19 protein-coding genes are annotated in these 26,847 nt (G+C 41.8%); 13 read left to right on the top strand and 6 right to left on the bottom strand.

Features of this window, described 5'->3' with window-relative positions; all coding sequences use genetic code 11:
- The first annotated feature begins 25 nt into the window (after window positions 1-25).
- Entirely contained in the window at window positions 26-1,705 is a 1,680-nt protein-coding gene (locus CLI64_RS02850) for a response regulator (RefSeq protein WP_225977491.1), read from the top strand.
- A 286-nt stretch (window positions 1,706-1,991) separates the two neighbouring features.
- On the opposite strand, the gene CLI64_RS02845 is transcribed toward CLI64_RS02850, so the two are convergent.
- Window positions 1,992-3,101 (bottom strand): S-(hydroxymethyl)glutathione dehydrogenase/class III alcohol dehydrogenase, encoded by a 1,110-nt coding sequence (locus CLI64_RS02845; RefSeq protein WP_103135815.1) that lies wholly within the window; start codon window positions 3,099-3,101, stop codon window positions 1,992-1,994.
- Window positions 3,102-3,432: 331 nt separating this feature from the next.
- On the opposite strand from CLI64_RS02845, the gene CLI64_RS02840 reads away from it, so the two are divergent.
- Together CLI64_RS02840 and rimM are read left to right on the top strand one after the other, a co-directional pair.
- Window positions 3,433-4,716 (top strand): valine--pyruvate transaminase, encoded by a 1,284-nt coding sequence (locus tag CLI64_RS02840; RefSeq protein ID WP_103135814.1) that lies wholly within the window; start codon window positions 3,433-3,435, stop codon window positions 4,714-4,716.
- A 117-nt stretch (window positions 4,717-4,833) separates the two neighbouring features.
- Window positions 4,834-5,484 carry a ribosome maturation factor RimM gene (rimM, locus tag CLI64_RS02835; protein WP_103135813.1) on the top strand — a complete coding sequence of 217 codons (651 nt, stop codon included), beginning with the start codon at window positions 4,834-4,836 and terminating at the stop codon, window positions 5,482-5,484.
- A gap of 242 nt (window positions 5,485-5,726) precedes the next feature.
- On the opposite strand, the gene CLI64_RS02830 is transcribed toward rimM, so the two are convergent.
- Window positions 5,727-6,728, bottom strand: a complete 1,002-nt coding sequence (locus CLI64_RS02830; protein WP_103135812.1) for a serine/threonine-protein kinase — start codon at window positions 6,726-6,728, stop codon at window positions 5,727-5,729.
- 282 nt (window positions 6,729-7,010) lie between these two features.
- Window positions 7,011-7,913 (bottom strand): alpha/beta fold hydrolase, encoded by a 903-nt coding sequence (locus CLI64_RS02825; protein ID WP_103135811.1) that lies wholly within the window; start codon window positions 7,911-7,913, stop codon window positions 7,011-7,013.
- Window positions 7,914-8,023: 110 nt separating this feature from the next.
- Here CLI64_RS02825 and CLI64_RS02820 point away from each other — a divergent pair, with 110 nt between their 5' ends.
- Window positions 8,024-8,671, top strand: coding sequence for a Uma2 family endonuclease (locus CLI64_RS02820; RefSeq protein ID WP_103135810.1), 648 nt, complete (start codon window positions 8,024-8,026; stop codon window positions 8,669-8,671).
- Window positions 8,672-8,959: 288 nt separating this feature from the next.
- A complete protein-coding gene (locus CLI64_RS02815; RefSeq protein WP_103135809.1) occupies window positions 8,960-10,969 on the top strand; it encodes an S-layer homology domain-containing protein in 2,010 nt (669 codons plus the stop codon).
- Window positions 10,970-11,132: 163 nt separating this feature from the next.
- On the opposite strand, the gene CLI64_RS02810 is transcribed toward CLI64_RS02815, so the two are convergent.
- Window positions 11,133-12,146 (bottom strand): mechanosensitive ion channel family protein, encoded by a 1,014-nt coding sequence (locus CLI64_RS02810; RefSeq protein WP_103135808.1) that lies wholly within the window; start codon window positions 12,144-12,146, stop codon window positions 11,133-11,135.
- A 115-nt stretch (window positions 12,147-12,261) separates the two neighbouring features.
- Here CLI64_RS02810 and CLI64_RS02805 point away from each other — a divergent pair, with 115 nt between their 5' ends.
- The 4 genes from CLI64_RS02805 to CLI64_RS02790 all read left to right on the top strand — a co-directional run bounded on the left by CLI64_RS02805 (window position 12,262) and on the right by CLI64_RS02790 (window position 18,605).
- Window positions 12,262-13,179: a histone deacetylase gene (locus CLI64_RS02805; RefSeq protein WP_103135807.1), complete on the top strand. Its 918-nt coding sequence runs from the start codon at window positions 12,262-12,264 to the stop codon at window positions 13,177-13,179.
- Between the two features lie 445 nt (window positions 13,180-13,624).
- On the top strand, window positions 13,625-14,734 hold the full coding sequence (gshA, locus tag CLI64_RS02800) for a glutamate--cysteine ligase (RefSeq protein ID WP_374703968.1): 1,110 nt from the start codon (window positions 13,625-13,627) through the stop codon (window positions 14,732-14,734).
- 276 nt (window positions 14,735-15,010) lie between these two features.
- The gene (locus tag CLI64_RS02795; protein ID WP_103135805.1) at window positions 15,011-15,472 is read left to right on the top strand and encodes a tRNA (cytidine(34)-2'-O)-methyltransferase; all 462 of its coding nucleotides are present in this window, start codon (window positions 15,011-15,013) and stop codon (window positions 15,470-15,472) included.
- 832 nt (window positions 15,473-16,304) lie between these two features.
- A complete protein-coding gene (locus tag CLI64_RS02790) occupies window positions 16,305-18,605 on the top strand; it encodes a peptidoglycan DD-metalloendopeptidase family protein (RefSeq protein ID WP_225977490.1) in 2,301 nt (766 codons plus the stop codon).
- 190 nt (window positions 18,606-18,795) lie between these two features.
- Here the strand turns inward: CLI64_RS02790 and rsmH are convergent, their stop codons facing one another.
- Window positions 18,796-19,701 carry a 16S rRNA (cytosine(1402)-N(4))-methyltransferase RsmH gene (gene rsmH, locus CLI64_RS02785; protein WP_103135803.1) on the bottom strand — a complete coding sequence of 302 codons (906 nt, stop codon included), beginning with the start codon at window positions 19,699-19,701 and terminating at the stop codon, window positions 18,796-18,798.
- Window positions 19,702-20,363: 662 nt separating this feature from the next.
- Between rsmH and CLI64_RS02780 the strand changes: the two genes are divergently transcribed.
- From CLI64_RS02780 to CLI64_RS02765, 4 genes are all read left to right on the top strand, one after another.
- The gene (locus tag CLI64_RS02780; protein ID WP_103135802.1) at window positions 20,364-21,548 is read left to right on the top strand and encodes an NAD(P)H-quinone oxidoreductase subunit H; all 1,185 of its coding nucleotides are present in this window, start codon (window positions 20,364-20,366) and stop codon (window positions 21,546-21,548) included.
- Window positions 21,549-21,856: 308 nt separating this feature from the next.
- Window positions 21,857-22,402: a GAF domain-containing protein gene (locus tag CLI64_RS02775; protein WP_103135801.1), complete on the top strand. Its 546-nt coding sequence runs from the start codon at window positions 21,857-21,859 to the stop codon at window positions 22,400-22,402.
- 58 nt (window positions 22,403-22,460) lie between these two features.
- On the top strand, window positions 22,461-23,648 hold the full coding sequence (locus CLI64_RS02770; RefSeq protein ID WP_103135800.1) for a class I SAM-dependent methyltransferase: 1,188 nt from the start codon (window positions 22,461-22,463) through the stop codon (window positions 23,646-23,648).
- 517 nt (window positions 23,649-24,165) lie between these two features.
- A complete protein-coding gene (locus tag CLI64_RS02765) occupies window positions 24,166-25,044 on the top strand; it encodes an NAD(P)-dependent oxidoreductase (RefSeq protein WP_103135799.1) in 879 nt (292 codons plus the stop codon).
- Between the two features lie 314 nt (window positions 25,045-25,358).
- Here CLI64_RS02765 and CLI64_RS02760 read toward each other — a convergent pair whose 3' ends face one another.
- Window positions 25,359-26,717, bottom strand: coding sequence for a sensor histidine kinase (locus tag CLI64_RS02760; RefSeq protein ID WP_103135798.1), 1,359 nt, complete (start codon window positions 26,715-26,717; stop codon window positions 25,359-25,361).
- Between the last annotated feature and the right edge of the window lie 130 nt (window positions 26,718-26,847).

The following is a 26,847-nucleotide window of genomic DNA, read 5'->3' as shown; positions in this document are numbered from 1 at the left end:
CACTCTTTCCTCAAATAAACAGAATATGGCAACTATTAAGGTGTTAGTTGTCGAAGATGAATATATCTTGGCCATCAATCTCCAAGAGACATTAGAATCCTTGGGCTACACTGTTGTCGATATTGCCGATACAGCCGAGTTAGCAATTACTAAAGCCAGCGAATTACGCCCTAATTTAATCCTCATGGATATTCGATTAAGAGGGCAAACAGATGGTATCCAAGCCGCAGAAATCATCTGGGATATTCTGCAAATTCCTATCATTTATGTCACAGGGCATTCTGACCAAAGCACCGTAGAAAGAGCTACACTCACCTTTCCCTTTGGTTACATCCTCAAACCTATTAGAGAGCAAGAACTTTATGTAGCCATTCAAACAGCACTCAATCGCTACGAACGCGAACAGTTTTTGTGTTCCGTATTGCGGGGAATGGGGGATGGAGTAATTGTGATAGATACGCAATTAAAAATCAAATACATGAATCAAGTTGCCGAAGCAATCACAGGATGGCAACTCAATGAAGTCAAAAATCGAATAGTTACAGAAATTTTAAAATTGATTGACGAAAAATCTCAACAACCCGTACAAAATCCTCTCATCTTTGCTATCCAACAAAAAAGCACCGTCTATTTTAGTGGCAACACCCTACTAGAAACGAAAGATGGTTTACTCATACCAGTTGCAGATAGTGCAGCTTGTCTAAAAGACTATTATGGTGAGGTGACAGGAGCCGTCATGGTGTTTCGAGATGACACCCAAAGACGAATTACAGAAGAACGTAATCTAGCAGCTGAACGTTCTCGTCAACTAGAACTGCGAATTGCAGAAATGCAAAAAATTAATCAATTGAAAGAAGATTTTTTAGCAGCTACCTCCCATGAAATGCGAACGCCATTATCGAATATGAAAATGGCTATAAGTACACTCAAAAATATTATCGAACAACAGAATATTTTCAAAGCCTTTGCCACTGAAGCTTTTGAAACTACATTGCATTACTTGAATATCCTCAATCATGAATGTGAACAGGAATTAAACTTAGTTGACGATTTGCTCAGTATGCGAATCATTGATGCGGAAGTTTATCCTTTAGAATTAACTAAAATTCAAGTTCAAGAATGGCTACCACAGTTAATTCAGGGATTTCAAAAGATTTCTCAAACTCAACAGCAAATTTTGGAAGTTAGTATTGCACCAGATTTACCAACTTTAGTTTCTGATTTAAGTCTTCTGAATCGGATTATTTCAGAGTTACTTACCAATGCTTGTAAGTATACTCCTCCACTAGAAAGAATCACGGTGACTGCTCATTTTACCAATAAACCCAGCCATCAGGAAAATCCAGTTGTTACAGATGACGGCATTAGATTTCACTTATTACCATCTTTACAAATTAGTGTGCATAATTCAGGGGTAGAGATTCCCCTGAAAGAACAATCTCGTATTTTTGAACCCTTTTACCAAATTACACAGAATAAAACACCAGATAAGCTATCAATTTTTGATAAAACTTCACCTATCAATGAATTTGATGCTTGGCAAAATCGCAGCACAGGCTTGGGGTTAGCATTAGTAAAAAAGTTAGTAGAGTATCTCCAAGGTACAATTGAGGTAATAAGCGGTAATAATTTAACAACTTTTACAGTACAGTTGCCTTTAAATTTAGTGGGTAAGAAAGAGATATTAACAAGAAACAGGGACTAGTGCAGAATGTGTCTTCCTCCAGTTCCCCCCATTTTTTCAAGGGGGTTATACAAATTCAAAATTCAAAATACCCTATAGGTTCGCGTAGTGTCTCGGAGAGCAGGCTTGCGCCTACAAAATTAAGAAAATGAGACTCAGCATAGCTTGTGGTGTTTGCATTTGAATCACATTTTTTGTGAATTTGTATTAGGGGAGAGCAAAATGATAACTTTAACAAGGTTATAAGATTTGCTTGTACACCGTAGTTGAAAAAGGGAGAGAATATATTTTCTTGTTTTCCCTTTTGTTAAAAAGTCACCACACTGCGAATTGATTCGCCTTTGTGCATCAAATCAAAAGCATCATTAATTTGCTCAATAGGCATTACATGGGTAATTAAATCATCAATATTAATTTTTCCATCCATATACCAATCAACAATTTTCGGTACATCTGTGCGTCCCCTCGCACCACCAAATGCTGAACCCTTCCACACGCGTCCAGTTACTAATTGAAACGGACGAGTGCTAATTTCTTGTCCTGCGCCTGCTACGCCAATAATCACACTCACACCCCAACCTTTGTGACAGCATTCTAAAGCTTGACGCATGACTTTGACATTACCGATACATTCAAAGCTGTAGTCAGCACCGCCTTTAGTTAAATCAACTAAGTAACTAACTAAATCTCCCTCTACTTCATTGGGGTTGACAAAATGTGTCATGCCAAATTTTTCTGCCAAAGCACGCTTGCTAGGATTAATATCTACCCCCACAATCATATTTGCTCCTACCATCCGCGCCCCTTGGATGACATTTAAGCCAATACCCCCCAAACCAAAAACTACTACATTCGCCCCTGGTTCTACCTTGGCTGTATAAATCACTGCGCCTATACCTGTAGTTACGCCACAACCGATGTAACAAACCTTATCAAAAGGGGCATCTTCCCGAATTTTGGCAACGGCGATTTCGGGCAGCACTGTATAGTTAGCGAACGTAGAAGTACCCATGTAGTGATGTATCATTTCTCCACCAATTCTGAAGCGGCTAGTACCATCAGGCATGACACCGCGCCCTTGGGTAGCACGAATAGCTTGACAGAGATTGGTTTTAAAGCTGAGACAATAGGCACATTGGCGGCATTCAGGTGTATATAGGGGAATGACATGATCTCCTGGCTTAACACTGGTGACACCAGGGCCGACTTCCACAACTACACCCGCCCCCTCATGTCCTAAAATTGCGGGAAATAACCCTTCAGGATCAGCACCAGACAGGGTAAAAGCATCAGTGTGACAAACTCCACTGGCTTTAATTTCTACTAAAACTTCTCCTGCTTGCGGCCCTTCTAGTTGCACAGTTTCAATAGTTAATGGCTTACCCGCACCATAGGCTACTGCTGCTTTAACTTCCACGAGTTAGCCCTCCCGTAAATAATTCAAAATTCAAAATTCAAAATTCAAAATTCAAGATTCAAGATTCAGAATTCAACCAGCTGCTTCTAGTCAGTGTGCTAATGGGAAACACAGATCACTGAAAGTAATCGTCGGAAATTTATGGATATCTATCTTAGGATGGTTACGAGTTTTTTCATAGTCCGTGTGTCAGTAAACTAGAAAATTGCATTTTTGGAAGAGATTGGTACATTAGTTACAGGCGGTAAACTGGAAAAATGATATCTATCTGCCGCGATAAATTGATCAGATTGTCGTCAACCCTTCACTTACCTTTACTTTTGCACAGCTTATGAACCCTGCCCTAACTAAAATTGGCTCTCAAATGTCTAACCTCACAGGTGTCCGAGCAATTATGAAGGACATTAACGAAACGCTAAAAGCTAATCGGGGGCAGGAATTAATTAATTTGAGTGCAGGCAACCCGTTGATTTTACCAGAGGTAGAACAGTTGTGGCGGGACTACACAGCAGAATTGTTGGCTAGTTCAGAATATGGGGAAGTAGTTTGTCGCTACGGTTCGAGTCAAGGCTACGCGCCATTAGTTGAGGCGATCGCTAACGACTTTAACAAACGCTATGGTTTAAACTTAACTGAGCGCAATATTCTGCTCACCCCTGGTAGTCAAAGTCTCTATTTCTACGCTGCTAATTCTTTCGGTGGCTACACTAATAATGGTCAGCTCAAGCAAATAGTTTTACCTTTAAGTCCAGATTATACAGGTTATGGTGGTGTTTGTTTGTTTCCAGAGGCTTTAGTAGCTTACAAACCCACTCTCGACATTGACGCAGCTAATCACAAATTTAAATATCGGCCTGACTTTAACCAGTTATCAGTTACAGAAAACACAGGCTGTATCATCTTTTCTCGTCCCTGTAACCCCACAGGTAACGTCATGACAAAAGATGAGGTGCAGAAAATCGCTGCCCTTGCTGCTTCCTATGACGTACCAGTATTGATTGACTCCGCTTATGCACCACCATTCCCAGCCTTAAACTTTACAGATATGCAGCCAGTATTTGGCGACAATATTATCCATTGTATGAGTTTATCTAAAGCTGGATTGCCAGGGGAACGCATAGGCATTGCCATTGGGGACGAAAAATGGATACAAGTTTTAGAATGCTTCCAGACAAACTTATGTATTCATCCCTCACGCTATGGACAGGCGATCGCAGCTCGTGCTATTAACTCCGGTAGTCTGGCACATATCTCCGAAACTGTAATTCGTCCCTTCTACCAAAACAAATTTACAGTTCTAGAAGACACCTTAAATAGCTCCATGCCCAAAGATTTACCTTGGTTCTTACACCGTGGAGAAGGTGCAATATTTGCTTGGCTATGGCTAAAAGATTTACCGATTACAGACTGGGAATTTTACCAAGAACTCAAAAAAGTTGGTGTAATTATCGTTCCTGGTAGTACATTCTTCCCTGGTTTACAAGAAGAATGGCAACACAAACACCAATGTTTACGTATCAGCCTCACAGGTAGCAACGATGAAATTGTTCTGGGAATGCAACGGTTAGCGAAAGTCGCAGAGCAAGTTTATCAAAGTGCGGCGGTTAGTGCTTAATAAGGCAGGGGGCAGGGGGCAGGGGGAAAGAGTTGGTAAAATTCGGTATCGCCCTTTCTTTAATGCTTCTGTGTTTTTAGGTTGTGTGTGATTAGTTAAATACATTAAATATTGAGAATGAACCGCGAACAAACACAAGAGAATAAAGGAAGACGGAAAGCAGGGAAGAAAGAAAAACCCAGTCCCCAGTCCCCAGTCCCCAGTCCCCAGTCCCCCAACCTCGATGACTGGATAGAAATCGGTAAAATCGTCGCACCACAGGGTTTAGCTGGGGAAGTACGGGTTTATCCCACAACTGATTTTCCTGAAAGGTTTGAGGAGTCGGGAACACGTTGGTTATTGCGTCCAGGGGAAACAGAACCACAACCCATTGAGTTATTAGCAGGGCGTTATGTAGAAGGGAAAAATTTATATATCATTCAATTAGCTGGTGTCGAACATCGCAACCAAGCCGAAGAATTACGTGATTGTAAATTATTCGTCCCTATTAGCGATCGCCCCCAATTGGGAGAAGATGAATATCATGTGATTGACTTAATTGGTATAGAAGTCTTCTTGCAAGAGTCCGGGGAACTAGTGGGTAAAGTAGTTGATGTCATTCCAGCCGGTCATGATTTGCTAGAAGTACAGTTAACGCCACATGATCATGAGCAAAAACCCAAGAAAGTTTTGATTCCCTTTGTGAGAGCGATCGCACCTGTGGTAGATATATCATCTCGTCGCATCGAAATCACTCCCCCCGTCGGCTTATTGGAACTCAGTCAATAGTCAATAGTCAATAGTCAATAGTTAAGCTAATCGTCATTTAAATTGCATCATTTTCATGTTGGCAAACGCTGTAAACCCTCTCCCTTGCTCCCTGCCCCCTGCCCCTCTGCGGTCTCAATGTGCAAATTAAATGCTTAACAGCTTAGTAGGGGCGGGTTCTGTGAGAGACTCACGTTGTCAAACAGATATTTTGGTTAAACCCGCCCTTAAATTAGTCAATAGTCAACGGTCAACAATTCTAACTAATCCTCTATCTTCTGTGTTTGCTCGGCTAAACCGTCTTGTGGTGACATAATCAAAGTGATTCCGGTGGCTGCTAGTATACTGATGATAGCTATGGCAATGATGGTATTTTGTTTGCCAAATCTGAGAAATGCCGTCAAACTTTCAATTAAGCTACCACTACCTGTTACCTGTATCGGTTCTAGTGCAGCTAATGCAGCCGCCGCATTTGGATAACGGTATTGCCATCTAGGTTCTACCATTCTGCTTAACCAGTTTCTTAAGCGAGGATTGAGTGTAGAGAATTCCTGCAAATTGAAGCGATACTGACCGTTAACTAACTGACTGATGCTGATAGAACGAGTCTTGGCAAGTAAGTAAATTAACGTTGCACCTACACTATATAAATCTGACGCTGGGGTGAAAGGCTGACCCAAATGTTCTTCCGGTGGCATAAAATAAGGCGTGCCACTGGCTAAACTGCTAAGAGCCATTTTTTCACCTTGTATATGTGCCAAATCAAAATCAATCAGGTAAGCATTGAATTGCTCATCAACTAAAATGTTTTCTGGTTTGATATCGCGATGGATAATCGTATCAATACGCTGCTGTAAATATACCAAAATCTCTAAAACCGACATCGCAATTTGTTTAATTGCTTCTGGATGCAAATCTGGTATTGCAGCTAAAGAAGGAGCGTTTTTATACTCCTGTACTATGTAAAACCCTGTAGCGGTGGTGAAAGTATCTATATAACGCGGAATGCGGGGATGATTAAGTCTTTTTAAGATTTGTAATTCTCGTTCATAAGCTGTTATTCCCAGCCAGTCTACACCAACATGAGCAAGACTGAACTCTTTAATCACTACTCTTTGTGGGGAGTTACGGACATGAGCAAGGTAAGTGATGCGTCCCCCTGGCTGGTTGCGTCCCAACTCGCGGATAACTTGATAACCCAAAGCAGAAAAATCTGGATGTTGAATTAAGGGATTTTTCCCTTGATTATTGACATCAAGCTCCATTACACACCACCTGAGTTTGATTTTGTCAAGGCGAAATCAACAAATTATAAATACTCCTCTAGATGATTACTTGCCATTCTGCCCTACTTTTGCAGTGGGAGTGGGGAGTGATGAGTGCTGTTAGCGGAAGCGGGGCGTTTAGCCCGTGATGTTAGCGGTAGCGCGGCGTTTAGCCGGTGCTGAGTAGGGAGTGATGAGTGATTTTTTCTCCCCTGCACCCTGCACCCTGCACCTCTACACCCTTAAACCCTTACACCCCCACACCCCTACACCCCTACACCCCTAAACGCCGCTTTTCTGTCCTAACCAATCAATAATCTCAGCATTGACAATATGCGGGACTTCATCGTGGGGACAATGGCCAGCATTGGGAATGGGTACGATTTTGATATCTTTACCGTCTGTCAGTGCTTGTTCATAAATTTTCGCCCCGGTAATGGGTGTCCAGGGGTCTTCTGCACCCCAAATCACTAATAGGGGACGGTTGATTTTTGGTAGTAGTTCCTGTGGTGCTGGGCCTGGAGGTGCGCTGATAATGGAGGTGAATACTTTTTGCGCCCCTGGGTCACAGGCTGGAGTGTATATTAAATCAACTAGTTCATCAGTAACGGCTGTGCGATCGCAGTACACTTGATAGAGGGTGCGGCGAATTTGCTCCCTTTGGCGGATGCGATTAAATATTAACTTACCTGTAATGTGCGATCGCACAAAGCGATTAAAAGCCGCCATCACCACTCTTAAAGGTGGGTTCAATTCATGGGGACGATGACTCAACCCACCAGCCGAATTAATCAACACACCACCAGCCGTGATTTCTGGATATTCAGCCATCACTATCAAACTGACGAGTGCGCCAATAGAATTACCAATAAATACCGCCGGTTGTTGGATATGCTCCGTCCAAAAATCTTTTAATAGTTCTGCCCAAACCTCTGTACTGTAATCTATGGGGGCTTTATCCGAACCACCAAAGCCCAAAAGATCCAACGCAAACACCTGATAGCCAGCATTCGCTAACACGGGAATATTTTTGCGCCAGTGTCCAATGGAAGCACCAAAACCATGCACTAGCACCAAAGGTTGTCCTGTACCCATAACGGTGTATTGAATTTTATGACTGCGCCAAACCCAAATGAGTTTTTCAAACTGCGCGGTAGATACTTGTTGCTCTGGTACTAACGTCATTATTAAGATTCCTATACTATTGCTATATATAGTAAAGTGTTTCACCTCTTAGCATTCTCATCAAAATGTTATTTTTAGGGTGGGGTGTTTGTTAAATTTGGGAAATCCCTATGTTGGCGAATGCTATTAGTTTGCGGTTAGAACCAGGACAAAAAGTGACTTTAGAGCCTGCGTCTTGGGAAGAGTTGGAAAAGATTCTGGTAGATTTAGGGGAATCGCGCTCATCTCGTATTGCTTACGCCAATCAAATTTTAGAAATTATGACCCCGTTACCAGAACACGAAAGGTCAAAAATTTTACTCGCTGACTTAGTAAAAGCACTATTAAAATTTCAAAAACGCTCATGGGAACCCCTTGGTTCTACTACCTTTAAAAGTCAGAGTATGGCAGTAGGTATCGAGCCTGATGAATGCTTTTATATTGAAAACTATCAAGCTGTTATCGGTAAAACCCGCTTGGATTTGACAGTAGATCCCCCACCTGATTTAGCACTAGAGACTGACTTAACCTCCAAAACAGAACTTGCTGCTTACGAAGCTTTAAAAGTTCCAGAACTGTGGATATACAAAAATAACAGCTTAAAAATTTACTTACTGCAACAAGGTAAGTACGTTGAATCCCAAATCAGTCAAAATTTTCCCAAAATAGCAGTAATAGAGATAATTCCCCAGTTTATGGAACGCGCCAAAGAGATTGGTGTGAGCCAGACATTAGCTGAGTTTGAAACATTTCTGCAAAACTCAGGAGAAAGTGAATAGTGGTGAGTGCTGAGTGGTGAGTGCTGTTAGCGGAAGCGGGGCGTTTAGCCCGTGCTGAGTAATGAGTTGTGAGGATTAAAAGAGAAATAAAGACTCCCTTGTCTACCTTGTCTCAATCCACAATCCCCAATCACTCTTCAATTTTGAATTTTGAATTTTGAATTTTGAATTGATCAGTCCCCAGTCCCCCATCTTCCATAACCGTGTTAGTTTTATCTTCACAAAGGGATTAATAGATGAAGGAACTGTGAAGTTCCCTTCACTTTTAGCCACTTAATACGGTTCGAGATGAAATCTAAACATCCACGTTCCCTGCATCATTTCAGCACAGTTTTTCTAACGGCTACATCCTTAGCAGTATTTTCTCCTCTAGTTTCTTATGCAGATCCTGGAATTTCTCCCAAGGTGACGCAAACACAGCTACTCGCAGATGAATCTCTCAGTAGTGATGCTGAACAACTGCCAGAACCCATTAAAATAGCTGTTCTACAAGATATTTCTCAACGCACGAGTATTGAAGTTTCTCAACTCCAAATCATTCAAGCACAACAACAAAGTTGGTCGAATAGTTGCTTGGGTTTAACAATTGCAGATACTAATTGTACAGAAGCAGAAGTCCGTGGCTGGCAGGTAGTAGTATTAAAGGATCAACAAGTTTGGGTATATCGCACTGATGAATCTGGAACATTAGCCAAACTAGATGAAGATGCTACTCAGTTTGTCAATGCCATGATACGGGGTGAGGAAGCGACATCTCGCAGAACTACTAGCAGAACTGTAGAAAAACAAACAACCAGAGTTGAGCGCAATACTCAAGTAGTTGCAACTAGTAGTTCTGTTAAAGGTAAAAAAACAGGCTTTAGCTTGGCAATTTTACAACCATCGGGTAATTTTTCCGATGTTATTGCGCGTGTTTCCTATAAAGCCAAACGCCACAAAGGCTTTTTAGCGGAAAGATTTTTAGGTGATTTTAAGTATAAATTAAATCGTAAAGCCAAATTTGCTAAAGGATTAAAAGCAGGCGATCGCGTGGTCGTGCGGCTGTATGATCTTCAAAACCGCTTTATTGGTTACAGCGAATTTGAGCTATTGTCAGCTCACACAGCAGTTAACTTAATTCTGTCGGACAACCCCGCAGAATATCAAGTTGTGCGTACTGTTTGCGGTGCTGATGCCGACCAAGATGGCACAATTGATACTAATACCACCGCTTACGATTACTTTACCCAAGTTAGTAATGAACGGGTGACGTTTTTGAGTAGTTCCCAAACTATTAATATCAGTCAATTTCAGGCTGAAGGTTTTTCCACTGTCGCCACAAATAGCGTTTATCCAACTTCCTTCCGCACGGGTGAATATACACTGGTACGTCAAACGATGAACGTCTTTAGTTACAACTTGGCGGAAGCATTAAAAGTTGAACCAGGTAGATTAGTAGAGTTTAATGAAGTCAGCAATGATGATAACTCCATCTATGATATCGGTCAGTTGATGATGACCTATCGTGAAATTGGGGTAGGGAACGGGATTCAGGTAAAATTTGCAGATGTGGCTAATAATTACTGGGCTAAAGACTTTATCGCGGAATTAGCCGCACTGCAAATTATCCAAGGTTTTCCCGATGGTAATTTCCGTCCTGACGAACAGTTGACACGCGCCCAATTTGCAGCGATGCTAACTCAAGCTTTTGCCAAAGCTAAAGTCAGAAATGCTATTAGCTTTCGGGATGTCTCTACTAGATATTGGGCTTATAACGCCATTCGTGATACCTATGCAATGGGCTTTTTAAGTGTGGCTGGGAATAACTTCAAACCCATGCAAACATTGTCTCGTTCAGAAGTTTTGCTAGCTTTAGCCCAAGGACTCAATTATACATTTAGCGGTTCTACTCAAACCATTTTGGCAGTTTATCAAGATGCGGCTAGTATTCGTTCTGACGTGCGGAATGCGATCGCAGCCCTCACCGAACGGGGTATCATCGTTAATTATCCCAACGTACAAACCCTCAATGCTGATAAAGTAGCGACTAGAGCAGAAGTTGCAGCTTTAATCTACAAAACCCTAGCCAGCACAGGTGATGTATTTGATATCTCCTCTCAGTACGCCATAGACAGCATACAACAGCGAGCTGAGGTTAATAGATTCAATCGCACTGATGATGACAATGATGATAAAAAAGTCCGTCGCCATTGTAACCAAGGTATTGGTAATGGTTCCGAAGGCTGCGATCCTGGTAATTCCCGTCCCCACGGTGGTAGTAACGATGAAGATGGAAGAACTCCAGGCCGCCCTAGATAGTATTTCTCAGTTTTCTCAGAAGCAGATAATTGCTTCTTCATAAGTTCACAGTAGGATAAACACCAGGGGAAAAGGTAAACATATTTCTACATTTTTACCCTTTCCCCTTTCTTAATAACTTAACCACCATCTTTATACCTTCTGCCTTTTTCCTTTTTCCTTCCTATTCCCCAGTTCCCCTAACATAAACATCTTGAATAGGGAAAGGAATCGCAATCCCGACTTCCTGATAACGCTTGTGCAGTTTCTTAATAAATAAATGTTTGCCGATGCGCTGATCGAAATATTCACTCACACGCATATATAACGTAAAATCTATACTAAAATCTCCAAAAGTGTGAAATCTAATATATGGTTCATTCTTAATTAACTCAGGGGCAATTTCTTGCATGACTTCCTTCGCCACTTCTACTGTCACCCTTTCCACCTGTTCCAAATCGGAATTATAACTTACTCCTACATTCATAGTTAAAGTAATTTCTTTAGCAGGTAGATGATAATTCGTGAAAATTGTCGAGCCAAGTTTAGAATTAGGCACAATCACCACATTATTAGATAATTCTCTAATAGTGGTATTTCGCCAAGAAATATCTATGACATAGCCCTCATTGCCATCATTCAATTTCACATAATCACCCGTACGCGCTTGTTTAGAAAGAATCAGATAAAAACCAGCAAATAAATTCGCCAAAGTATCTTGCAGTGCTAAACCCACTGCTAAACCACCGACCCCTAAAGTTGTGATAATCGGAGTAATAGCAATTCCCAAAGTTTGCAAAATAATTAATATGCCTAACCCCAAAACAGCAGCTTTCGCAACATTAGAAATTAATGATGCGGTAGCTCTAGCGGCTGATTTAGTGTAGAGATTCAAAAACCCAGCCGTGAATCTCGCAGCAACTAAAGTAATAGAAAATAGAAAAGCGATGGTGGTGAGTCTTTGTAATAAATTAATGATATCTGTTTTGATAGGCGCGCTGACAACTGCACCAGAAAAACCCGCTAGCATGAACCAAACAAAAGGCATAGATTGCAGGGAAGTAAAAATAATATGACTTCCTGGAATATTTTTATCAGTGGCAAACTTTTGCAATCGATGGAAAACAACTTTTTCACCAATAATTCCTGTCAACAAGCCCACTAAGATTAATGCTAGAGGTAAAATCCAGTCCATCATTATCAATTTTTAATTCCTTGTCAGCAGATGATTACTGCAAGATTTTACCTCATGACTACACAATCAAAAATCTCCAGATGGGTTAAATACTAGAATTCGGGTGAAAATAAATAATATGGATCTACCGATTATTTATCATTCCGATTACGTTGCACCATTACCTGACGGTCATCGCTTCCCGATGGCTAAGTTCCAATTACTCTATGAGTTACTATTAACTGACGGCGTAGCACACTTAGAACAATTTCATTTGCCAAATCAGCCGCCTTTAGAATTAATTGAGTTAGTCCACACTCCCGACTATGTGCAGAGTTACTGTCAGGGGACATTAGATCCCAAAGCACAGCGTCGAATTGGTTTACCTTGGAGTCCAGCCTTAGCCAATCGTACCTGCATCGCAGTCGGTGGGACAATCCTGACAGCAAAGTTGGCATTAAATCAAGGTTTAGCCTGTAATACTGCTGGGGGAACACATCACGCCTTTCCTAGCTATGGTTCTGGTTTTTGTATTTTTAACGATTTAGCCATAGCATCCCGTGTTCTGCAAAAACAAGGACTAGTCAAAAAAATCTTGATTGTTGATTTGGATGTGCATCAAGGAGACGGTACAGCCTTTATTTTCCAGGATGACGAAAGTGTATTTACTTTCTCCATGCACTGCGAAGTGAATTTCCCAGGAACTAAACAAGCAAGTGATTTAGATGTTCCTTTACCCGTGGGAATGGAAGACGACGCTTATCTCCAAACCTTGGCGAATTATTTACCAGATTTGCTATCTCAAGTCAAGCCAGACTTAGTATTCTATGACGCTGGTGTTGACCCCCATATAGGCGATCGCTTAGGTAAACTAGCCTTAAGTGATACTGGTTTATTTCGTCGAGAAATGCAAGTCTTAAGTACCTGCGTCGGTGCTGGCTATCCCGTCGCCTGTGTCATTGGTGGCGGTTACGCCGATGATCTAAAATCCTTAGTCTGGCGACACTCCCTAATACATCGCGCCGCTAGCGAAATTTATCATCAATATAAACTTTAAGAGCTAGTTATGAAATGCCGCATTTATGAGATGATCAGTATCAGCAGATTTTCAAGCATATCAAGGCAAATACACAGGAAAATTCGCACCGATTGATACCACTATTCATGAAAATCGGTAATTAAGAATTAATCAATAGTGATTACCCATCACCTATTACCGACCTCAACAGATAATCTAAGTATTTAGATGCACACAGAACATCAGCATTTCTTATCCTAATTTAATAAAAAATTAATTAGGTTGATAGATTATGAATCGAGAGAGATTTAAACCTCTCAATTACCGTCTGTAGGTATAGTTGGGGTCTTGGAGTATTTCATAATTCTTGACTTTAAAGTCGCTCTCAGAGTCGATAAAAAAACTTGTTGACATCGATAAAATCTATAGGCAATAGAAGGCCGAGGAGAACGCAGTGGGCTTACTAAAAGGCTTTGAAATTGAAATGTACACAGGCACGCCCCAAGGAGAAATCATCGGACTCTCCGATAAAATCGTGGCTGAATTAGACGGCTTTGTCAGAGAACCAGATAGCCGCAACGTAGAATATATAACCAGTCCCTTGCTGAGTTATGACAGCCTATTGTGCGCCTTGCTAACTCCTCGGCGAATCTTACGCAACTACCTGCAAAAATTGGGTGACTACACCTTAATTCCAGGAAGTACCCTATCTTTGGGAGGAAGCGATCGCTTTGTTCGTTCCGACCCCACTAACCCCTATCACGACTACATCGAAAACACATACCACACCAAAGTCGTTACCGCCAGCGTTCATATCAATGTAGGTATAGACGATCCGGAAATCTTAATGCGGGCTTGTCGGTTAATCCGCATGGAAGCACCCTTATTTTTAGCCTTAAGTGCGGCATCTCCCTTTTTAGACGGTAAAGCCACAGGTTATCACTCCACCCGTTGGGGTGTCTTTCCTCAAACCCCAACCCACGTACCATTATTTGCTAGTCACGCCCATCATATAGAGTGGGTAGAACAGCAACTAGCCGCAGGGACAATGCAAAACGTCCGTCATCTGTGGGTATCAGTCAGACCCAATGGCGATCGCCGTCCCTATGATCTCAATCGTCTCGAACTAAGAATTTGCGATTTAGTCACAGATCCCATCGCCTTACTCGCCATCACCGCCTTGTTAGAAGCGCGACTGTTACAACTCATCGAAAACCCCGACTTAGATCCCCTCAGCCAAAGTATTTTCTCTCCCGAAGAACTAGTTAAAATTGCCACTAACAACGAAATCGCAGCCGCTACCCTTAGCCTTGACGCACAACTGCAACACTGGCAAGATGGCCGCACCATCATCGCCAGAGATTGGATATCCGAAATCTATGATGAAGTTTGGGCGATCGCAAAGCAACAAGGTTTTAGCTGTTTCCTCTCACCATTACAGAAAATCCTCCGCGTCGGTAACGAAGCCCAACAATGGTTACAACTGCATGGAGTTGGCTTAGACACCCAACAAGTCATCACCCAAGCCATCACCGCCACCCACGAACGCGAACTGGAACTGCAAGATAAATTGTGTTCCTCTTCAGTTCGTTAATTAGGGGTTTAGGGGTAGGGGTGTAAGGGTTAGGGGAGACAAGGGGACAAGGGAGACAAGGGAAGAAAAACTAATGACTAATGACTAATGACTAATGACTAATGACTAATGACTAATGACCCTTGACTCCCCCCAAAACCTTAATTTTTTCTTTTAAAAATCTAATCTATGGCCATTGCTTGATATTTATTAACAAAACCTATGGTTAGCCTCTGTCTATTGGTATATATTTCGTGGTAAATATATCTTTTTATACAAATAGAAGTTTTGCAGACCATGCCCCAGGTAGTTCTAGTTCATCCCCAAATTCCGCCCAACACAGGTAATATCGCCCGCACTTGCGCCGCTACAGGTACAGAGTTACATCTGGTCGGGCCTTTGGGATTTGAAATTAGCGATCGCTACCTCAAACGCGCCGGTTTAGACTATTGGCCTTATGTCAAACTGCACTATCACCAATCCATAGAAGCCTTTAAAACAGTCCACCAACAACGCCAAGGCAGATTACTGGGTTTCTCTGTAGGTGGCAGTTCCAACTATATTAAATATCAATATCAAGACGATGATTGGTTACTCTTCGGGAGTGAAACCACAGGATTACCACCAGAAGTTTTGTCAACTTGCGATGCTACCTTACATATACCAATGGCTCAACCAGGTGTCCGCAGTTTGAATTTGTCTGTGAGTGTGGCGATCGGTTTATTTGAAGTCCGCCGTCAGTTGGGTTACTTACTGTAGTTTGGTTGCTGAGATCCTGATCGTAATTTTACTGAGATAAAACAAGTCAGATTCTCGCCAATTCGACAATTTGAATTCATTAATATCCAGTAGCTATATTTTATTTTTGTATTATTTGTTACTATTTTTCATGGTAGCAAGGGTAATAATACTGAAAATATTAGAAAATCAGGGATAATTATGATAAGAAATTTGTATATCAAATTCCATCAAATTGCGAATTGGAATGATAGATTTTGATGAATTCAAATCATGGGGGTCTACGTAACTAAACACTCAAAACCTGTTCTGAGCAAAGAACTTGAACAATATTGCCTCAAAAATATTATTGTCTAGCAAAAAAGCAGACGATAGTTTGTACGGTTGTTTTTTAGGGAATAATCAACGTAAAGTCTCGTGTTGAGAAGACGGATCTGGTAGAAAACCCTTGAAGATATCTACAGCAGGGGGCATAGCTGTTCCAGAAGTCTTAGTAAGAATTGCTTACAACGACTTTTTTCTGAGAGAATATCATGTATTTTCCAGCTAAACCGTCAACAGTAACAGGAAACTAGGACAAATCTGGAAGTAGCAAACTGTGTGAGGGGGTGAGGAGTCGAACGGACAAGTCAGCATAGCAACTTTTTAAGTTTTGCTAACAGGTGTGAACTTGTCTAAATCAGAGAAGCAGGTTAATCTTGCGTAAGTATCTCTGGTAAGAAGTGATCTTGATCTATCGTGTGATGTGATCTAGATCGTTGACTAGTTCCAACTGAAAAATCTAGGTCAGTTAAGCGCTATTGATCATAGGAGGTCGTCTTTGAAACGAGCATTGAAAAAAAGAGTGAAGGCTGTGTTGAACAATACCCCTAGCAGCGATGATGCCCCAGTGGAGCAACTAAACGTGCCTAACAATGATGCTAATCGCCGCGCCCGTAGACAAGCAGCCATGATTGGTTTAGCACTGTCAATGGGAGCAACCAGCCTTTTGGTGACTCGGCAAAGCGATCAAGCCCAAGCAGCAGCACCTGTAGGTAGTCAAAAAGCGGCCTCTACTGTTTCTGCTGCATCTGATAAAGAAGTGAAATTTGCTCCCACCAAGCTAGGGACTCCCGTAGTCTTATCAGCAAGTGTGCCAGAGAATCCTGTCATCGTTGAACCAACAGCAGTTTCACAGTTGCCTGGGCTTGAAGCTAAATGGCAAGTTTTGGCCAGTGGAATGTCTGTCCCATCTTCAACATCAGAAAATCCTTCCCAAAACGTTACAACTAACAAAACTTCCATAGAAGACCAGCAAGAGCAACTAACAGCACCACAGCCAGCGCAATTGACCCCAGAACAGCTGGCTCAAGCTAACAGTGCGAATGCTGAACAAACTGCATTTATCAAAACCCAACCACAAACAGAAGCAGCAGAGAGTGCAGATGAAAGTGGTGAAATTAATGCCCAATTAAAAGCACAGCAAGAATTTGCACTAACTCGCCTACAAGAAAAATCGAACCGTTTAAGAAAAAGTCTGGCGGAGTTGCGGTCTGAGGAGTCCAAAGATTTATCAAAAACTACCTTTGAGTTGAAGCAGCCAACAACAATAGCCAATCAGCTGCCTCCCCTCAACACCCAAGGCACAGTAATTGAACAGTCGCCCACACTCACTGACGGTAGTCCAGATAATCTGGCCACAAGTGTAAAACAACCACAAGCCATTACTATTCCCGTGCAGCAACCAGCAACAACTGCACCAATAGTGGCACCAAAAATCACAGCACCATCTTCACAAGGAACTTACGAAGTCAAACCAGGGGATACCCTAGCGGCGATCGCTAACCGATACAATACTTCCATTGCAGAATTAGTCAAAGCTAATGGCATTAGCAATCCCAATCAGCTACAAATTAGCCAAAAATTGGTGATTCCTACCGCTCCAGTTAACAGCCGTGCCATCCCACAAAACCCAACAAACGCGCAATACAACATCAACTCTCCCATAGCTAGTTTCCCCGTTCAACCCACTAGCATTAACTCCCAGCAATTCACTTCACAAACACCTGTTCTCGCTGATAGCAGCAGCGTAGATAACAGCAGTGTGACTGTCCCAATCACAGTACCAGTCGCACCACAAAACTTAACACCTGATGTTGTTGAGCCAGAAGCAACCGCCAACGAGCCAGAAGCTCAAGGTGTAGGTGGTGACACCCCAATTCCCAGAGCTTTTGTTGAAATCCAAAAGCCCAGAAAGTCGTCTGATAGAGTAGCTAGAGCTAAAAACGAAAGACTACGCAACCTACAAGCAGAAATTCAGCGACTACAACGCAAATACCGCACTCAACAAGCTGGGAACAACACCACACCAGAAAGAGAAGATGCAGCCATACCCATTCCTGTATCAGCTCCTAATGGTGTAGCTACCTCTAGACCCGTTTCTAACCAAGGAAGCGTTGCTATTCCCATTACTGTCCCCACTCCCATCACACCTGGTTATGCTAGTGAACCAGTGAAACCAGAATTCCGAGCAACTCGTCCTTTAACCGATGAGTCAGTTAACCCAGAATTCTTGCCTAACAGTGGAGCCAGTCAACTTGCACCATCTCGGAACACCAACCGGACACGGATAGCAACCCCCCCTGCTGGTGTGGATGCGAATGATTCTTTGGGTAGAATGCGCGGAACTACCGTTTCTCCTTCTGTTAACAAGTTACCCCCATTAGCAGCTGTAGACCAGTATTTACCTCGTTCCATCGACGAAAACACACCCCCACCCTCAAATTCTTCTGTAGCCTACATTTGGCCAGCAAAAGGTGTACTCACCTCTGGTTATGGTTGGCGTTGGGGAAGAATGCACAGAGGTATTGATATTGCCAATGCTGTAGGTGTACCAGTGTTTGCATCTTCTGACGGTGTCGTTGAAAAAGCCGGTTGGAATAAAGGTGGCTACGGCAATCTTGTAGATATTCGCCACGCTGATGGCAGCTTAACTCGCTACGCCCACAACAGTGCCATTTTGGTAGAAGTAGGTCAACAAGTACGCCAAGGTCAGCAAATCGCCAGATTAGGTAGCACCGGCTTTAGCACCGGGCCACACCTGCACTTTGAAATTCATCCCGCAGGTAAAGGTGCAGTTAACCCCATAGCAATGCTACCTGCAAACCGCATATAGCAAAGGCTGTTTTCTATTGGATTACCATCTTATCTTTCAGGGGGAGTTAGTTTAGCTCCCTCTTTTTTCGTTGGGCATTGGGCATTGGGCAGGGATTTCCTACTGCCTACTCATTACTCATTACTCATTACTCATTACTCATTACTCATTACTCATTACTCATTACTCATTACTCATTACTCATTACTCATTACTCATTACTCATTACTCTCTCTGCTATTCTCAGTTTGGCAGAACGCGATCGCGGATTTTCTGCAATTTCTGCTTCTGTGGCAATAATCGGCTTTTTCGTCAAAACTTTTAATAGGGGTGAATTGCGTAACCCGTGTTTAACTAAACGGTCTTCTAAGCTGTGGAAACTAATAATGGCAATTCTTCCGCCAGGGACAAGGGCTTGGGGTGCTTTCTCTAAAAAAGTTTCTAGGGATTTTAACTCATCGTTGACTACTATCCGCAAAGCCTGAAACACACGGGTAGCCGGATGGATTCTACCATAGCGGTATTTAGGAGGCACGCAAAATGCGATCGCCTCTGCTAATTCTGTAGTGGTGTGGAACGGTCTTTTCTCGACGATACGTTTAGCAATACGCCTTGATAATCTTTCCTCGCCATATTTAAAGAAAATATCCGCTAATTCTCCTTCATCCCATTCATTAATCACCTCAGATGCTGTCAAAGATTGCCTTTGATCCATTCGCATATCTAAACTAGCGGTGTGACGAAAACTAAAACCCCGTTCTGGCGTATCTAAGTGATAGGAACTTACACCCAAATCCGCCAAAATTCCCTCAAAACTAGCCCCGGAAAATTGATAATTAGCAAAATTGCTACGCACAAACTTCACCCTTTCCCCAAACTCTGCTAGCTCCTTTTTTGCTGCATTTAAAGCATCCTCATCTTGGTCAAGGGCTGTTAACTGTATATCTGGTGCAGTCGCTAAAATTAACCGACTATGACCACCGCCACCCACCGTAACATCAAGGTAATTTCCTCCTGCACGTAACCCCAAACCTGTAATTACTGCTTGCGGTAACACTGGTAGATGGGAAAACGTCGGTTCTGCAATAGTGGGTAAATCAGTAAAATCAGAAGTCATTAGATTGAGGACAAAAAATAGATAATTACAACAGAATGGAGTTATCAGAATTGGCTATTTATTTTTGATACTTAACTATTGAGTTTTGGTTTGATTGTCGGAATGATTAGTATTTAAAATCAACGCAATTAATGTACATATAAATCTACTGCATAACGAGCGATCGCACGAATCATCATCATCTAGCATTGAAATAACAGATACAAAACATCTACAATCATCTATTTATTACTGACTGCGAACAAAATTACAGTCAAAATTCAGAATATATAGAAGTAGTTTTCTGGTAAATTCAAATTGAGTAGCCAAATAAATTCTTCACTATCAAAAGTGATTAATTATTAGTCAACAATCAACATTTACTCCACCTTCCCCCACTGCCTCAACTCCTCATCCCCAGGGAGATGAAGAAATCCCGTGGCTTAATTTATTGGATATCAAGCTTTCCTATAATAATTGAAGAAGTGAAACAAAATGCAACATCAACAAAACGTCCTCATCTGCCCCCATCTCTCCAACATACTCCCGTATGGGTAATAAATGCCGGGTTTGCCCCAAAAATATTGCCTCTACGAACATGAGCTTGGCAGACACGAAAACTCTTGTCTGGATGGCACTCAGCGATTCAATTCACTTTTTTCTAATGGGAGAACACGGAATTTATGGCGAGAATAGAAACCCGCACTGAACCAATGGTGCTGAACATGGGGCCACACCATCCCTCTATGCACGGGGTTTTGCGGTTAATTGTCACTTTAGATGGTGAAGATGTCGTTGACTGTGAACCGGTAATTGGCTACCTACACCGAGGTATGGAAAAAATTGCCGAGAACCGTACCACCGTTATGTATGTCCCCTACGTGAGTCGTTGGGACTACGCAGCTGGGATGTTCAACGAAGCTGTCACCGTCAACGCACCAGAAAAATTAGCAGGTGTGGCTGTCCCAAAACGCGCTAGCTACATCCGCGTCATCATGTTGGAATTAAATCGCATTGCTAACCACCTCTTGTGGTTCGGCCCATTCCTGGCGGACGTAGGCGCGCAAACTCCCTTCTTCTATCAATTCCGCGAACGGGAGATGATTTATGATTTATGGGAAGCTGCCACAGGCTACCGCATGGTTAACAATAACTACTTCCGCGTTGGTGGCGTAGCGGCTGATTTACCCTACGGCTGGGTAGATAAGTGCATGGAATTCTGCGATTATTTCTTACCCGTCGTTGATGAATACGAAAAATTAGTCACCAATAACCCCATTTTCCGCCGTCGTGTCGAAGGTATCGGTACTATTACCCGCGAAGAAGCGATTAACTGGGGATTATCTGGCCCCATGTTACGGGCTTCTGGTGTGAAGTGGGATTTGCGGAAAGTTGACCACTACGAATGCTACGACGACTTTGATTGGGAAGTGCAGTGGGAAACCGCCGGTGATTGCTTGGCGCGTTACATGGTGCGGATGCGCGAAATGCGTGAATCTGTAAAAATTATCAAGCAAGCCCTCAAAGGACTCCCTGGCGGCCCTTACGAAAATCTAGAAGCCAAACGGTTAGCAGCCGGGAAAAAATCTGAGTGGGATGCTTTTGACTACCAATACATCGGGAAGAAAGTTTCTCCCACCTTCAAAATGCCCAAAGGAGAAATTTACGCCCGTGTAGAAAGCGGTAAAGGCGAACTGGGAATTTATCTGGTTGGCGATGACAACGTCTTCCCCTGGCGATGGAAAATCCGTCCAGCCGATTTCAACAACCTCCAGATTTTGCCTCATCTGTTGCGCGGTATGAAGGTTGCTGATATCGTCGTGATTCTCGGTAGCATCGATGTGATCATGGGGTCTGTTGACAGATAATTTGCTTTTCTCTATTGCTGTATAAGTTTTGAGAACCCCGATCCAAAAAAATCGGGGTTCTCTATCTTAGTAATTCTCAACAAGAATTATTAATTTTTAATTAATTATCAGTATATTTCTACAAAACTTATATAGATTGGGATTGCAGAGCATAATTTATATAAAGTTTTATTTAGTATTAATTATTTAGTTCTAGCGATATTAAATTAAATTTGCCTCTTTAAGTAAGTTTATATTTGACCGATAGAATCAGGTAAATTACTATATAAAACCAACCAAACTAACTGAATCTTATAAATTCGAGAGTTGTGGCAATTCATTCTCACGCAGAATTTGATCCTAGCTCAAATACATCTACAGAAGAGGGCTTACAAAAAGTTCTCCATCGTCTTGTGAATAAGATGCAACGAGACGCATTAATTCGACAAACGACAACCCAATTAAGAGAACACCTGCAAGTAGATCGCGTGGTTTTATACTACTTTTACTGGCAATGGCATGGACAAGTCACATTTGAAGCCGTAAGCTCAGAGCATTTTTCTATATTGGGTTCAACAGGGCCAGATGAGTGTTTTAACGAGCAGTATGCAGCATTGTATTTAGCTGGTAGAATCAAAGCGATCGCTGATATTGAAACCGCCCCCATTGCCCCTTGTCATCGAGATTTTCTTCGCAATTTACAAGTCCGGGCTAATCTAATAGCACCAATTTTGACCAATAGAGGATTATGGGGATTACTAGTAGCCCATCACTGTCAAGGAACTCATCGTTGGTCACAATCAGATATAGAACTCATACAAGTAGCAGCACAAACTTTAGCCACGTCCCCCTATATATTAGGTGATAGGGAATAGGGAACAGAGAACAGTAAACAAGTGACGGATAGCTGATAACCCCAATCCCCAGTCCCCTATGAATTTCAATTCTGCACTATATCAAGCTATAGCTCATCGTATTCATCATAGTCCCAAACAGCGCATTACCTTTGCTGAATATATGGATATGGTGCTATATCATCCCGAATATGGCTATTATTCCAGTAATGCTGTCAACATTGGGTTTAAAGGCGGGGACTTTTTCACCTCAGCGAATCTTGACACAGACTTTGGTGAATTATTAGCCGAACAATTTCTACAAATGTGGGAAATTTTGGGGCGACCTCACCCTTTTATCTTATTAGAAATGGGTGCAGGTCAAGGATTCTTAGCTTTGCATATCCTCAACTACATTCAGCAGCATCATCCCAACTTTTTCTCTGTGTTGCAATATGGGATTTTAGAAAAATCCCCAGGTTTAAAACAAGAACAGCAACAACGCCTACATGAATTTCCCGTATATTGGCATGACTGGGAAGAGATAGCACCCAACTCAATTATTGGCTGTATTTTCTCCAATGAATTAGTAGATGCTTTTCCAGTACATCAGTTTATTTTAGAGGCTGGTGAACTGCGAGAAATTTACGTCACCCTTCAAACACCAGTGAATGCTTCCGTGTCTTCCACCCCGTCCTTTACAGAAGTCACAGGTGAACCATCTACACCCCAACTAGCAGCATACTTTGATTTAATCGGGATTGATTTACAAAGAGGTGGTTATGAAGATGGCTATCGTAGTGAAATTAATTTAGCGGCTTTAGACTGGTTGAGTATAGTAGCTGACCGCTTGCAACGGGGCTATGTGCTAACAATTGATTATGGCTACCCTGCCAACCGTTACTATAATCCCAGGCGATCGCAAGGAACACTCCAGTGTTACTATCAACATCGTCATCACAATAACCCTTATATTAATATCGGACAGCAAGACATCACAGCCCATGTTGACTTTACAGCATTAGAACAATGGGGAAAGTCCTGTGGTCTAGAGAAAGTTGGCTTTACCCAGCAAGGTTTATTTTTGATGGCTTTAGGCTTAGGAAACCGTATTGCAGACCTTTCATATCAAAAAATAGACCTATCTCAACTACTCAAAAGACGAGAAACACTCCACCAACTAATTGATCCTACAGGACTAGGTGGTTTTGGAGTTTTAATTCAAAGCAAGGGACTATCCCCACAAGAATGTACTCAACCACTAAAAGGCTTAATTGTGCCACAATAAAAGGGAACAGGGAACGGAGAACAGGGTACAGGCAAAAGAAAAGAAGAATTACTACAGCAAGCTTGCAACTAAACATTTCAACTTTTCTCCCCTAAACCCCCACACCCCTAAAAAATTAAAACTCTCTTTAAGAATGCTGTATTAGTAAGATATGGACTAGCATAACAGTGATCGCTATGAAGCAAAGTCAACAATCGGAGTGATAATTATGACTGCTCATGACCTGTTAATGCTAGTAACACTACTGAGTCCTGGTATCTTGCTATCAGTCCTCATTATGGCGAGTTTTGCCGCAGGTGGCTAACTGCTAAATCCGTAATTCGGGAGTAGAAAAGCTGATGAATACTCAATCACAGTTTTTTCTTTGGGCATTTGCCAACACTCAAATTATTATTCAACACTAGGTAATTTGAGATGGGAATCAAGATTACTACTCCCTGACTACTGAAAACCAAACTATGACAACGCGATGTCTAAACAAAGGACTCGCTAATGCTTTACTCAAGGAAAACAAACAATGAAGGTGGCATTTCTGGGAACTGGACTAATGGGACAACCAATGGCCCAAAGATTGTTAGCAGCAAATATAGAAGTAATTGCTTACAACCGTACCCCAGAAAAACTAGCACCTCTACAAGCAGCAGGTGCGGAAATTGTCAACCATCCCCGCTATGCGATTCGGGAAGCTGAATGTGTCATTCTCATGTTGACTAACGCCGCCGCCATTTATCATGTTTTGTTGTCAGATACTTCATGGCGGACGTTAGCTGGACGCACTATCATCCAAATGGGTACTATTACCCCGACACAGAGCCAAGAAATTCGAGATTCCGTAGTTGGCGGTGGGGGAGAATACATGGAAGCACCTGTATTGGGAAGCATCCCCGAAGCTAAAACAGGAACGCTAACAGTGATGGTAGGCGCGCAACTACAACAATATGAAAGACACTTAGATTTACTCAAGAATTTTGGCCCTGATCCTGTGTTAGTGGGGCCAGTGGGAACAGCTTCGGGATTGAAACTAGCCTTAAATCAACTGATTGGCTCATTAACTACCAGCTTTGCTCTCAGTTTAGCTTTTGTGCAGCGTCAACGGATTGATGTAGAAAAGTTTATGCAAGTTTTGCGTAGCAGCGCGCTGTATGCACCTACCTTCGATAAAAAACTACAGCGTATGTTAGACGGTAATTACAGCAATCCCAACTTTCCCACAAAACACTTACTCAAAGATACAGATTTATTTATCTCCGAAGCTCAATCTCTAGGTTTGGATCTCAGCAGCATTGAAAATGTGCAGAAAATTCTCCAAACAGCCATGAAAATGTCATTTGCTGAAGATGATTATTCAGCCTTATTTTCCGTAATTAGAGATTGGGGAGAAGTTAGCGGAGGTTAGGGGACTGGGGATTGGGGACTGGGGACAAGGTAGAAGTAATGAGTAATGAGTAATGAGTAATGAGTAATGAGTAATGTTAGCGGAAGCGGGGCGTTTAGCCCGTGCTAAGTGATGAGTGCTGAGTGCTAATACCAATTCACGAAAATCTTGAAACAGATCCAAATCCGAAAAACCTTGTCAATTTAGGATTTCTCAATTGCGAATTGCGAATTGGTATAAGTGGTGAGTGCTGAGTAATGACTAATGACTAATGACTATTGACTATTGACTAATGACTAATGACTATTGACTAATGACTAATGACTATTGACTACCTACAACAAAGGCAACAAAATTTCAAATTCTGTCCCTTTACCTAGTTGGGAGCGAAAATTTAGGTTTCCTCCATGTCTAGCAGTGATGATTCTATAACTTACAGCTAAACTTGTTTCCTTATCGGCTCTCTTTTCTATCGAAAAATTTTCCCGCATTTGTTTTTGTAATTCATCAGGAATTCCTGGGCCATTATCAGTAATAGAAATTTCTACCCATCTTGAATCAGGTGCATTGGGTGTACCTGTGGGTTTAGAAATCACTTTTGTGGAAATTACAATTTCTGCTTGTTTGAGATTATGTTGACTATCTGGTTGTAATTGTTGCCTAACTGCGTCATCTAGCAAACTATCTACAGATTGGCTTAATATATTCATTAATACTTGGTTAAATTGCCCCATATAGCAAGGAACTGGGGGTAATTTACCGTAGTTTTTGACAATGCGAATCTCGCCTTTTAAACGGCTTTTAATTAAAATTACAATACTATCTATACAGGCGTGTAAATCTACTGGCTTAGGATAAATTGCATCAATGTGGCAAAAATTCTGTAAGCTGGTGACAAGTTTTTTTAGTCTTTCTGCACCACTACGCGCACTAGTTAAAGCTTTTGATAAATCTTGCTCTAAATAATCGAATTCTATTTCTTCTTTGATGGCATCGATGGTGTGACAACAATCAGAGTAGTTATTTTCGTAAGCAGCTATTAATTTTAATAAATCTTGGGTGTAGTTGGAGATGTGAGTGAGATTACCCCAAATAAAACCCACAGGATCTAAAATTTCGTGGGCAACTCCATCTACTAATCTGCCAAGACTGGCCATTTTATCATTTTGAATCATTTGGGCTTGAGAGCGTTCGTAGCGCACTTGAGTCTCAATCCCGCGAATTTGCCAAGCGGCGATATTTAATTCTTGGATATCTAAGAGTTTGTAGGTATTTTCTGCTGTCTGTATTACTATAGGTTCTGCTAAAAATTCTGGCGATCGCTTGAGAGTATGGAACATTGCCGTTAAAATTGGCGTTGTCTCAGGTAACTGTAAAATCGTTCTCCGCACGTAGCTATAAATCACCTCTAAAGGTTCTTTTGCCAGTAAATCTTCACCGTGGGGACGAATTAAAAACTCTACTAACCGTCGTCGGGAAATCATCCCATAAAATTTACCGTGTTCTAATAAAATTACACCTGGGAGTAAGGGATATTTATCAAAATATTTTGCTACTTCCGTACCAGTACAATTAACTGATACTTCAAAAGTGTACATTGGTAGTTCTTGCAGCCTTGATTCTAAACTCAAATCGCGATCGCTACCTACAGATAAAATTGGTGGCGATATTTGGTAACAAAACTCTTGTGACACAGTAAACTCTCATCTTGAGCCAAATTTGCCAATAATCAGCTAATATTTTATTCCCTATCTCTTCTGCTGGGACTACTACAAGGAAGTAAAAAAACCTGATTTATCAGCTTTTTAGCTATTTTAGCTATTG

This window comes from Nostoc sp. CENA543 (assembly GCF_002896875.1).
Classification (GTDB): Bacteria; Cyanobacteriota; Cyanobacteriia; order Cyanobacteriales; family Nostocaceae; genus Trichormus.
This window is presented reverse-complemented; position numbering and strand designations above follow the sequence as displayed.